A 10,122-nucleotide genomic window follows, 5' to 3' on the forward strand; every position below is an offset into this window, starting at 1 on the left:
CGCCGACAGCCCCGATTCAAGCTGCCATCATCGCCCCATGCTTCGGACATGAAGCCAAGGAGAAAGCGATGACGACGACCCACCTCTCCCAGACCGACCTCGCCAACCGCTGGCGTATGTCGCCGAGAACGCTGGAACGCTGGCGCTTCACCGGCGAGGGGCCGCAGTTCATCAAGCTCGGCGGACGCGTGGTGTATCGCCTCGAAGACGTAGAAGCCTTCGAACACCGCCAGATCCGGCAGGTGACGCCAGGAATTAGCCGCGGTCCGCACGCGCAGGCCCGGGTGTGAACATCTCCACCGAAATCCATCGCCCCCTAACCCCAGCGAGACCTCCCATGTTCGACCCCTTCGCAAACTCCTGCACTTCGTCGGCAGCCTCGGTTCATGCGCCAAAGTGCATCATGAATGATGTCGACCTTTGCGTCTGGGTTGCTGACGCGCAGCCGGGCGACAAAATCGTCTATTACACGGGCCACCTGAGCCGCGACCGTCTCCCCCACAGCGAGGGCTATTCCGAGCCCGTGCGCCGCAAGATCGGCGAACTCGGCAATGCTGCCTGGATGCTTGGCGAGGAGAACTGGGTGCATCTGGTGCAGCGCCGCGTCTCCACCGGCTGCTGGGACTACATCGCCGTCCGCAAGGCGGAAATGCCGAAGCTGAAACCTGTCTACCGCATCATCCAGTCGCTTGCCGCCAAGGGTGCGAAGGAAAAGCGTAGCTCGTCCGCAGAGCCGACCGCGACGGTCAACGCGACTGGCCCGCCCGCATGACACGTCCCTCGTAGCTTCCAACGAACTTCCATCCATCGATCCAACTCACCGGCCGGACAAGCCTCCGCGCCGCACAGGAAAGAATTGCCTGATGATCCCCTCTGTTCTCTTGACCAAACCTGCCGACGTGGCGCCGCCCGTTCGGCACGACGCTAACGTCTGCGCAGCCGATCTCCCAAGGCTCACTGTGCAGCAGATCGCAAACCTGCCTGCATTTGAACTGCTCCGCCTTCAGCACGAAGCAGAGGCCGGCCTGCGCAAGGCGAAGGCGGTCGTTGCCTGGCTCGATGCGGCTCTTGGAATCCGCTACAAGGACCGCGCCCGCCAGGCCCGCGCCCAGGCCGAAAAGGACTCCGGCACCGTCCGCTTCGAGGACAACGGCGTCACCGTCGTCGCCGATCTCCCGAAGAAGGTCGACTGGGACCAGCATGAACTCGCCCAGCTGGTCGAGCGCATCAAGTCTTCAGGGGACGAGCCCCGCGACTATGTCGAGGTGAGCTTCCGGGTCTCCGAACGTAAGTACACGTCGTGGCCCTCTGGCATCCGGGAGGCATTTGAACCGGCGCGCACCGTGCGCGAGGGCAAGGAGACCTTCGAACTGATCGCCGGAGAGGACGCGTGATGTTCTCGACCCTCCCAACAGTGCGCCAGTTCAACGTTGGAGCCTCCAGCGTTGAAACCGCCTCTTTCGCTGCTTCCTCTTTCACCCGCTTCCCAAATCAACTCCCAATTGAAGGAGCACTCTGATGGCTATTTCTCTGGCGTCGCTGCGACGCTCGAGCGCCCTCCAGCCTCCGCGCATCCTGATGCACGGCGTGGCCGGCGTTGGTAAATCCACTTTCGCCGCCAAGGCCGACTCGCCCGTCTTCGTCATGACGGAGGACGGTCTCGGCAAGCTCCAGGTGCCGCATTTTCCGCTGGCAACCAGCTATGTCGACGTGTCGGAGGCGCTGGACTCGCTGCTGACCGAACAGCACGAGTTCCGCACCGTCGTGATCGACAGCGTTGATTGGCTCGAACCGCTCATCTGGGCGGAAGCCTGCAAGCGCAACAACTGGTCGTCGATCGAGTATCCCGGCTTCGGCAAGGGTTATGCCGAAGCGCTCAACATCTGGCGCGAATATCTCGACAAGCTGAATGCGCTCCGTGACGAGAAGGGCATGGCGGTCCTGCAGATCGCCCACACCGACATCAAGCGCTTCGACAGCCCCGAGCACGAGCCCTACGACCGCTACGTGATCAAACTCCAGGCGCGTGCTGCTGCACTGCTGCAGGAGCACTCGGACATCGTGCTTTTCGCGAACTATCAGATCTCGATCGCCAAGTCGGAAGTGGGCTTCAACAAGAAGGTCACCCGGGCGCTGGGATCGGGAAAGCGTGTGATGCACACCGAAGAGCGCCCCGCCTATCTCGCCAAGAACCGTTACGAGCTCCCCGAAACCTTGCCCCTCGACTGGGCGAAGTTCGTGGAAGCCATGCCCCAGCCCAAGTGATCCCGACCTGAGAGGAGAATACCATGGCACGTCTTGATTCTTCCTTCGATGCCAGCGGCATCGAGCCCACGACAGGATACGATGTCCTGCCTGCGGGCAAGTACACCGTGCAGATCGTCGAAAGCGAGATGCGGGTGACCAGCAACGGCATGGGCCAGTTCCTCTGGCTCATGATGGACATCCTGGAGGGCTCCTACAAGGGTCGCAAGGTGTTCGACCAGTTGAACCTGGTGAACCAGAACCCGACCACCGTCGAGATCGCGCAACGGGCGCTTTCCGCGATCTGCCATGCCACTGGCAGGATGCAGGTCACTGACAGCGAAGAGCTGCATCTGATCCCGATGACGATCCAGGTGACGGTGAAGCCGCCCAAGAACGGCTATGGCGAGCGCAATGCCATTCGCTATCTCGTGCCGGCGCAAGGTGCGGCCCCTGCACGCGCCGCGGCCCCGCAGCCTGTTGCGGACCCCTCCGCCGCTGCGGCGGGAGCCCCCGTGAAGACTGCTTCGGCACCCTGGAACAAGAAGGCCTGAACCCCTGCTGCCGTGGCCAGACGGCTGCGGCGGCACCCCATTTCAATCGAGGAACAAATCCATGACCTGCCTGACCGACGCGGTCCCCGTGACCGCGAATGCCCCCGGCTTGCCTGAAGGCCGCCAGCGGCTGATCGAACTCGACGACGCCATTGCGAAGATCCGCACCCAGATCGCCACCGCCGATCTGGCGCGCCAGAGGCACGCCAAGCCCATCGATCCCGACTGGTTCCACAAGGCACGCACGGCGCTGCGGCACCTTTGCCGCGAGCGGGCGGAGTTTCTCCTGCAGCGCAACAATCGTCCCTCCCGCGACAAGGTGAAGGATTGCCTGATTGGCATCCTGCGCGAGCGCCATGACCCGGATGAATGGGCCTCCCTGTTGGTCGAGGCTCACATGCGTTGCGAAGGGGAGGGCGCGTGATGGCCGAACTTCCTGCCCACCCCACTCCAACCTTGTCGGCAATATATGCCGCCTATGAGTCCTCGCAAGGGGATGGCTTCCGCGATCATATGGGCGCATCGCTCATCGGCAAGCCCTGTGCGCGCGCCCTATGGTACGATTTTCGCTGGGTGACGCCGTCACACCATTCGGGTCGGCTTCTCCGCCTCTTCGAGACGGGACAGCTGGAAGAGGCGCGCCTCGTGCGCAATCTCCGTGCGACCGGCGCCACCGTGCTCGAGGTCGATCCCGAAACCGGCCGCCAGTTTCGCGTCGAGGCGCATGGCGGGCACTTCGGCGGTTCGCTCGACGGCATGGCCATCGAACTCCTCGAGGCACCCAAGACCTGGCATGTGCTCGAGTTCAAAACCCACTCGGTCAGGAGCTTCACCGATCTTGCCGCCAAGGGTGTTGCCGTGTCGAAGCCGCAGCATGCAGCGCAGATGCAGGTCTACATGCATCTGACGGGCATCACCCGCGCCCTCTATGTCGCGGTCTGCAAGGACACCGACGCGCTGCATGTCGAACGGATCGAGGCCGACAAGGCGTTCGCCGAGCGGCTCCTCGACAAGGCGCACCGCATCATCTTCGCCCAGCATCCTCCGCCGCGCATCAGCGAGGATCCCGCCTGGTACGAATGCCGCATGTGCGCCCACCATGACGTCTGCCATGGCGGTGGAGGTGCTGCGGTCACCTGTCGCTCATGCCTGCATGCCACGCCTGTCGACGGCGGTTGGCATTGCACAAGGCATGACCAGATGCGGAGCTCACAGGAACAGCGCAGCGCCTGTACGAAGCATTTGTTCATTCCCGACCTCGTCCCCGGCGAAACCGTGGACGCAGGCGATGACTTCGTAGCCTACCGCATGAAGGACGGCACGAGCTGGATCAATGATGCGCGCGGAACGGAGGTGGCGTCATGCTGATCCTGCGTCCCTACCAGCAGGCCGCCATCGGAACGATCTATGCGTATTTCGTGGACCACAAGGGCAACCCGCTGATTGTCATTCCGACAGCCGGGGGCAAGAGCCTGGTGATGGCGGCTTTCATCGAGGGCGTCCTCAAGGCCTGGCCTGATCAGCGCATCCTCATCGTCACCCATGTCCGGGAACTCATCGCTCAGAATCATGCCGAGATGGTTGGGCTCTGGCCCGATTCTCCCGCAGGAATCTATTCGGCGGGACTCGGCAAGCGCGAGGCTCAAGCTCGCATCCTGTTTGCCGGGATTCAGTCGGTGCACCGCAGGGCTGCCGAGATCGGTCACTGCGACCTCGTGTTGATCGATGAGGCGCATCTGATCCCTGTCACCTCAGCCACCATGTACCGGCGCTTCCTGGGTGAACTCTCGGCCATTAACCCAAAGCTCAAGGTCATCGGCTTCACGGCAACGCCCTACAGGCTCGACAGCGGCATGCTGCACGAAGGCGAGGGGGCGCTGTTCACCGACATCGCCTATGAGGTTTCGGTCCGCGACCTGATCGACCAGGGCTATCTCTGCCCTCTCGTCAGCAAGCAGCCGAAGACCAGGCTGAATATTGCTGGCGTGGGAACCCGCGGCGGCGAGTTCATCGCCAGCGAGTTGCAGGCCGCGGTCGACAAGGAGGCGATCACTCGGGCCACTGTATCCGAGATTATCTCTTATGGTGAGGACCGGAAGTCCTGGCTCGTCTTCTGCTCCGGCGTCGATCACTCCCGCCATGTCGCCGAAGAGCTCCGCAGCCGCGGCATCGCCTGTGCCACCATCTTCGGCGATACGCCGAAGGACGAGCGCGACCGGATCATTGCCGCATTCAAACGGCACGAAGTCCGCGCGCTTGCTTCGATGGGCGTGCTGACAACGGGCTTCAATGCGCCGGGCGTCGATCTCATCGCCATGCTGCGGCCCACCAAGTCGGCAGGGCTCTACGTGCAGATGGCGGGCCGCGGTACGCGGCTGGCGCCCGGCAAGGAGAATTGCCTTGTGCTCGACTTCGCCGGCAATGTCAGCCGCCACGGTCCGATTGACCTGGTGCGGCCGCGGAAGCCGGGAGAAGCGGGGGACGGCGCGACGCCGACAAAGCTGTGCCCCGAGTGCGAGAGCATCATTCCGCTTGCCGCCAGCGAATGCCCCGATTGCGGCTTTGTGTTTCCGCAACCTCCCGTGAAGATCGCCCCCACCGCCTCGACACTCGCCATTTTGTCGGGCCGTCAGGATCGCTGGGTGGAGGTCACTTCCGTCACCTACCGGCGCCACGAGAAGGAAGGCAGCCCTCCCTCTCTCAGGGTCGATTATCACTGCGGCCTCGCGATACATCGGGAATGGGTGTGCTTCGAGCACCAAGGCTATGCCCGTCTCAAGGCGGAAGGGTGGTGGCAGCGGCGCAGTTCGTCCTTCCCGCTGGTCCCGCGCACCGTCGAGGAAGCCCTGAGCGGGGTGGGTGCCTTGCCGCGCCCCAGCCACATCTTCATCCGGTCGAAGGGCCGGTTCACCGAAGTCGCCCAGTACAGGTTCGAAGCATGCACGCCCTCGACACCGGCCTCTGCGCGGTCTGTCACCGCGAGCCCCGCCACCATGGCTGGTTCGACCCGGCATACCGCGCTTGCGACTCCCGGCGCGGCGCAAGCCGCAAGCAGCTCTGCAGTCGCGTCTGCCAGGACATCTGTCACGGGAGGAAAGGCATGATCGATCCGACCCCGAACGAGAAGGCCGCCATGACGCACGGCGGCCAGATGGGCGGCGAATATCTCGACAGCCTCGGCAAGACCGATCTCGCCACCCTCACCGTCCTCGAGTGGGACTGCTTCATCGAAATGGTCGTTACTGGCTACTGCGACCATCTGCGTGAGCTCGCCGCCCGGGACCGTGCCCGCCTCAACACCATGACCACGGAGGTACCCTTCTGATGACTGCTCCATCCTACATGGCGCGTTTTGGCGCGCAGCTTCTCGCCAATGGCTACACCATTCTGCCGATCCAGCCCGGCACCAAGAAACCCGGCCGGCATGCGCGCGGCAAATGGCATGACTACGGCGAGTGGAACCGTCATGCCGCCCGCGCCAGCACGGAGGTCGAGGTTGCGACCTGGTCGCGCTGGCCCGATTGCGGGATCGGCATTGTCGGCGGCACGGTCGCGGCGCTCGACATCGACATTCGCGAGGATGCCGAGCTTGCCCTGGCAATCGAGCAGCTCGCGCGCGAACGGCTGGGCGATACGCCGGCCCTGCGGATCGGCAAGGCGCCCAAGCGCATGCTTGTCTATCGCGCGGACGAGCCGTTCCGGGGTATCAAGCGCCACCCGCTGGAGGTATTGTGCCTCGGCCAGCAATTCCTCGTCTATGCTGATCATCCCGAGACCGGCGCGCCCTATGCCTGGCCTGAGGAGGGTCTTGCCGACATCGACATCGCCAGCCTCCCGGTCATCACGGCGGAGCAGGCGGCGGGCTTCCTCGAAGAGGCACAGGCACTCCTGCCGCAGGAATTGCGTCAGAAAAGCCTCAGCGTCGCGCCTGCCGCAGAGGGGATGGTACCCTTTCATGGGCAGAAAGGCACGTCGGCTGCCATCCGCGCCGCACTTTCCCAGCTTCCCAATGAGGAACTGGACTATGACAGCTGGATGCGGATCGGCATGGCGCTGAAGGGCGCACTTGGGGAAGAGGGAGCTGAGCTCTTTGCGGAATGGTCGGCGCAGGCGGACAAGAATGATCCGACGACTACCACCAGGTCGTGGCTGAGCTTCCGGCCGGACCGCATCGGCGCCGGCACCATCTACCGCCTCGCCATGGAGCGTGGCTGGCAGCCGGAGATCGGTCTCATCCTCGATGGCGAGCCGCAGGATGAGGTACATCCGGCGGCGGGGCTGCTCACTCGGCTTGTGGAGCAGGAGCCCAACGAGCCCGCGCCCTCGGCCTCGACACCCACCTTCGATCTGGTCCTCCCGGATGGGTTGGTCGGCGATCTCACCCGCTACATGATCACCACCGCGCGCCGTCCTCAGCCCTTGCTGTCGCTGGGCGCCAGCCTCTGCGCAATTGGCGCGCTGATGGGCAGGCTCTATCGCACCGAGAGCAATCTCCGTTCCAACCTCTATGTGGTGGGCATTGCCGACAGCGGCTCGGGCAAGAACCACGCCCGCGAAATCGTCAACGAGGTGCTCTTCGAGGCAGGGCTTGCCAATCACCTCGGCGGCAACAAGATCGCCTCCGGCGCGGGGTTGCTGACGGCGCTCCACCGGCAGCCCGCCATCCTGTTCCAGATCGACGAGTTCGGAATGTTCCTGTCAGCGGCGGTGGACCGGAAGCGGTCTCCTCGGCACATCACCGAAATTCTCGACAACATGACCGAGCTCTACACAGCAGCCGGCGGCGTTTTTCTCGGCGCGGAATACGCCAACCGGGACGGCATGAACGAGCGGCGCGATGTCATCGAGCCATGCCTCTGTGTCTATGGCACCACAACGCCGCTGCACTTCTGGGGTGCGCTCCAGGGGGCGAACGTCGCCGACGGTTCGCTCGCCCGTTTCCTTATCCTGCCAAGCGATGAGGATTACCCCGACGAGAACATCTCTGCGGGGCTTCGGAAGGCGCCGCCTGAGCTGATCGAAAGGCTGCAGATGGTCGCTGCAGGTGGTGGCCGCCAGCTCGGCAATCTCGCAGGCAAGATGTCCGGTAGCAGCAGTGCCGCCAACGCCGCGGTTGTCCCGATGACTGCGGAGGCGAAAGCATGTTTTGCTGCCTTGAGCGCCGAGATGACGGAAGAGCTGCGCGCTGCTGCGGGAACGGCATACACGGCGATCCTCGCCCGCATCGGTGAAAATGCAATGAAGCTGGCGCTCATCGTGGCGGTGGGTCGTGATCCTGCGCAGCCTGTCATGGAGCGGAAGGATGCCGAGTGGGCCATCGGGTTTGTGCGGTACTTTGCGAAGCGCACCATGGAAGCCGTCGAACGGCATGTCGCAGATACCGAGACGGAGGCCCATCTGAAGCGAATCCGGGAGATCATCCGTGCGACAGGCAGCGATGGCATTTCCAAGTCCGAGATCACGCGTGCCTCGCAGTGGTTGAAAGCGCGCGACCGCGACGATATCCTCGCCACGTTGATCGAGAGTGGGGATATAAAACCAGTCATGCGCAATACCGCTGGGCGCAGGGCCATGGTCTTTCGGCTCACAAGATGGACCGGGCCCTTTCAGGTTAGTTCAACGCGCAAGTCGTGCCAGAAATAAGAAAGATCGATACTAAAGTTCTGAAATCATGAGGAATAAAATGAGATCTGCCTTCCTTCAATATTTCAAGAGAAACACAGGAGTATCTCGCGTGTGCGCGCGCGGTAGTATAGAATAGAGGTATCCATATATATAATAATAATAATATAAATAAGTAGATTACTCCAGGCAGACCAACGGGTTAGAGGCGGACTTCCTTCAAAGGAGCCTTCTTGAAGCCCGGAAAGAACCCACAGAGCGGTTTCGCCGCTCAGCAGATGACCTGACCAGACCCCTTTCGGGTCCGGGCGATGCGCCTCCCTCACCGGACAGCGGCTTCGCCCCGGCCGCCAACCCGAAGAGGAGGTCGTCATGACCCAACCCACCGAACATACCGCGAGCATTCTCGCACTCGATCTCGGCAGCACCACAGGGTGGGCTGTCAGAAACAGCCGCTGCCGCATTCTACACGGCACCGCTGAATTCCGGTCCACGCGCTTCGAGGGCGGCGGGATGCGTTATCTGCGCTTCGGCAAGTGGCTCGACCAGACTCTCGACATCACCGGAGGCATCGATGCCGTGTATTTCGAAGAGGTACGCCGGCATATCGGCACCGACGCGGCACATGTGTTTGGGGGTCTGCTCGCCACGTTGACCGCCTGGTGCGAGGAGCACCGCATGCCATACAGCGGCGTGCCCGTCGGAATCTGGAAGCGACACGCCTGCGGCAAGGGCAACGCGAGCAAGGACGAGGTCATCGCCGCAATGCGCGCACGCGGATTCCAACCCGCCGATGACAACGAGGCTGACGCGATCGCCATCCTGCTGTGGGCCCTCGAGACGAACGGAGGTGTCGCATGAGCACTCCAGCGGAAATGTTCCTGAAGCATGTCGCCAACGTGATCGCCGAGCGCAGCACCCAGTACGGCGATGCACCCGGCAACATGACGGCCATCGCGCAGCGCTGGTCAGCAACACTGGGGCGCGAAATCACCCCGGCGCAGGTGGTCCTGTGCCTCCTCGACCTGAAGCTGGCTCGGTTGGCCCACGATCCAGCGCACGAAGACTCGGCAGTGGACGTCTGTGGCTATGCCGCCCTGCTGCGCGAACTGATCGAAGCCGCCAAGCCGGAGGGGAGGTAAGCCATGGCCCGTGGACGAAAGCGAAAGACCGGCAAGCGCTACCCTTGTGGCAAGCGCACACGGCAGGAAACTGAAAAGGATGCCATGAGCACGGCGATCGAAGCACGTAAGCGCCACTTCGGCGTTACCGCCAAACAGGCGAAGGACGAGAGGCTTGGCACTGCGCTGGGGCGCCTCGCCTTCCGCGAGTTGATCAGCGAGACGCAGTATCATGCAGGCATCGCCTTCGCCGAACTGTACCGGCAGCACCATGTGGTGATCGGACTACCGATGCCGAGCCCCAGCTCGGTGGCCGGCCTGCTGATCAATGAAGGTATCTTCGGGGCGAGCCCGAGCGAACCGGTGCTGGAGGTGATCGAGAAGCTGAAGCGGCGCTTCGCGGAAGCCACTGCAGCCCTCGATGTCTGCGACCGTGAGCAACGGCTGTCGTCAGGCCGCCGGCCGACCTTGCTCGTCCATCGCGTGATCTGCACGGACGAAGATGCGTTGCCCTGGCCAGAGGAGGACATCGGCAACTTGCGTGTGGCGCTCAACGCCCTGGTGCGCGTCTTCAGGCTGCG

13 protein-coding genes are annotated in these 10,122 nt (G+C 63.2%); all 13 read left to right on the forward strand.

From position 1 onward, the window contains the following. Positions 1–290: helix-turn-helix domain-containing protein (locus tag WCJ41_RS17910; protein WP_336907202.1), on the forward strand; the 290-nt coding region annotated here is incomplete at its 5' end. 113 nt (positions 291–403) lie between these two features. Further along, positions 404–772 (forward strand): hypothetical protein, encoded by a 369-nt coding sequence (locus WCJ41_RS17915; RefSeq protein WP_336907203.1) that lies wholly within the window; start codon positions 404–406, stop codon positions 770–772. A 91-nt stretch (positions 773–863) separates the two neighbouring features. After that, positions 864–1,394 (forward strand): hypothetical protein, encoded by a 531-nt coding sequence (locus WCJ41_RS17920; RefSeq protein ID WP_336907204.1) that lies wholly within the window; start codon positions 864–866, stop codon positions 1,392–1,394. 124 nt (positions 1,395–1,518) lie between these two features. Beyond that, complete coding sequence (locus WCJ41_RS17925) at positions 1,519–2,265, forward strand: ATP-binding protein (RefSeq protein WP_336907205.1); 747 nt, start codon at positions 1,519–1,521, stop codon at positions 2,263–2,265. Between the two features lie 23 nt (positions 2,266–2,288). Beyond that, the gene (locus WCJ41_RS17930; protein WP_336907206.1) at positions 2,289–2,798 is read left to right on the forward strand and encodes a DUF669 domain-containing protein; all 510 of its coding nucleotides are present in this window, start codon (positions 2,289–2,291) and stop codon (positions 2,796–2,798) included. A gap of 61 nt (positions 2,799–2,859) precedes the next feature. Further along, positions 2,860–3,222: a hypothetical protein gene (locus WCJ41_RS17935; protein ID WP_336907207.1), complete on the forward strand. Its 363-nt coding sequence runs from the start codon at positions 2,860–2,862 to the stop codon at positions 3,220–3,222. After that, positions 3,222–4,166 (forward strand): PD-(D/E)XK nuclease family protein, encoded by a 945-nt coding sequence (locus WCJ41_RS17940; RefSeq protein WP_336907208.1) that lies wholly within the window; start codon positions 3,222–3,224, stop codon positions 4,164–4,166. The genes WCJ41_RS17935 and WCJ41_RS17940 overlap by 1 nt, the downstream gene beginning before the upstream one ends. Then, positions 4,160–5,902 (forward strand): DEAD/DEAH box helicase, encoded by a 1,743-nt coding sequence (locus WCJ41_RS17945; RefSeq protein WP_336907209.1) that lies wholly within the window; start codon positions 4,160–4,162, stop codon positions 5,900–5,902. Before WCJ41_RS17940 ends, WCJ41_RS17945 begins: the two co-directional genes overlap by 7 nt. Further along, on the forward strand, positions 5,899–6,123 hold the full coding sequence (locus tag WCJ41_RS17950; protein WP_336907210.1) for a DUF6511 domain-containing protein: 225 nt from the start codon (positions 5,899–5,901) through the stop codon (positions 6,121–6,123). Before WCJ41_RS17945 ends, WCJ41_RS17950 begins: the two co-directional genes overlap by 4 nt. Next, positions 6,123–8,441: a PriCT-2 domain-containing protein gene (locus WCJ41_RS17955; protein WP_336907211.1), complete on the forward strand. Its 2,319-nt coding sequence runs from the start codon at positions 6,123–6,125 to the stop codon at positions 8,439–8,441. The genes WCJ41_RS17950 and WCJ41_RS17955 overlap by 1 nt, the downstream gene beginning before the upstream one ends. Before the next feature lie 351 nt (positions 8,442–8,792). Then, positions 8,793–9,281 (forward strand): hypothetical protein, encoded by a 489-nt coding sequence (locus WCJ41_RS17960; protein WP_336907212.1) that lies wholly within the window; start codon positions 8,793–8,795, stop codon positions 9,279–9,281. Beyond that, positions 9,278–9,562 carry a DUF6378 domain-containing protein gene (locus WCJ41_RS17965; protein WP_336907213.1) on the forward strand — a complete coding sequence of 95 codons (285 nt, stop codon included), beginning with the start codon at positions 9,278–9,280 and terminating at the stop codon, positions 9,560–9,562. Before WCJ41_RS17960 ends, WCJ41_RS17965 begins: the two co-directional genes overlap by 4 nt. Positions 9,563–9,565: 3 nt before the next feature. Continuing rightward, positions 9,566–10,122 (forward strand): hypothetical protein (locus tag WCJ41_RS17970; RefSeq protein WP_336907214.1); only part of this gene is annotated, 557 nt, incomplete at its 3' end.

Origin of the sequence: Aestuariivirga sp. (assembly GCF_037139295.1) — a bacterium.
In the GTDB taxonomy this organism is placed as follows: Bacteria; Pseudomonadota; Alphaproteobacteria; order Rhizobiales; family Aestuariivirgaceae; genus Aestuariivirga.

What these genes read in the sequence shown, in the direction of transcription:
- WCJ41_RS17960 (WP_336907212.1), top strand. Translation starts at nt 8,793, where the DNA reads ATGACCCAACCCACCGAACATACCGCGAGCATTCTCGCACTCGATCTC.
- WCJ41_RS17955 (WP_336907211.1), top strand. Translation starts at nt 6,123, where the DNA reads ATGACTGCTCCATCCTACATGGCGCGTTTTGGCGCGCAGCTTCTCGCC.
- WCJ41_RS17945 (WP_336907209.1), top strand. Translation starts at nt 4,160, where the DNA reads ATGCTGATCCTGCGTCCCTACCAGCAGGCCGCCATCGGAACGATCTAT.
- WCJ41_RS17915 (WP_336907203.1), top strand. Translation starts at nt 404, where the DNA reads ATGAATGATGTCGACCTTTGCGTCTGGGTTGCTGACGCGCAGCCGGGC.
- WCJ41_RS17935 (WP_336907207.1), top strand. Translation starts at nt 2,860, where the DNA reads ATGACCTGCCTGACCGACGCGGTCCCCGTGACCGCGAATGCCCCCGGC.
- WCJ41_RS17965 (WP_336907213.1), top strand. Translation starts at nt 9,278, where the DNA reads ATGAGCACTCCAGCGGAAATGTTCCTGAAGCATGTCGCCAACGTGATC.
- WCJ41_RS17950 (WP_336907210.1), top strand. Translation starts at nt 5,899, where the DNA reads ATGATCGATCCGACCCCGAACGAGAAGGCCGCCATGACGCACGGCGGC.
- WCJ41_RS17920 (WP_336907204.1), top strand. Translation starts at nt 864, where the DNA reads ATGATCCCCTCTGTTCTCTTGACCAAACCTGCCGACGTGGCGCCGCCC.
- WCJ41_RS17940 (WP_336907208.1), top strand. Translation starts at nt 3,222, where the DNA reads ATGGCCGAACTTCCTGCCCACCCCACTCCAACCTTGTCGGCAATATAT.
- WCJ41_RS17925 (WP_336907205.1), top strand. Translation starts at nt 1,519, where the DNA reads ATGGCTATTTCTCTGGCGTCGCTGCGACGCTCGAGCGCCCTCCAGCCT.
- WCJ41_RS17930 (WP_336907206.1), top strand. Translation starts at nt 2,289, where the DNA reads ATGGCACGTCTTGATTCTTCCTTCGATGCCAGCGGCATCGAGCCCACG.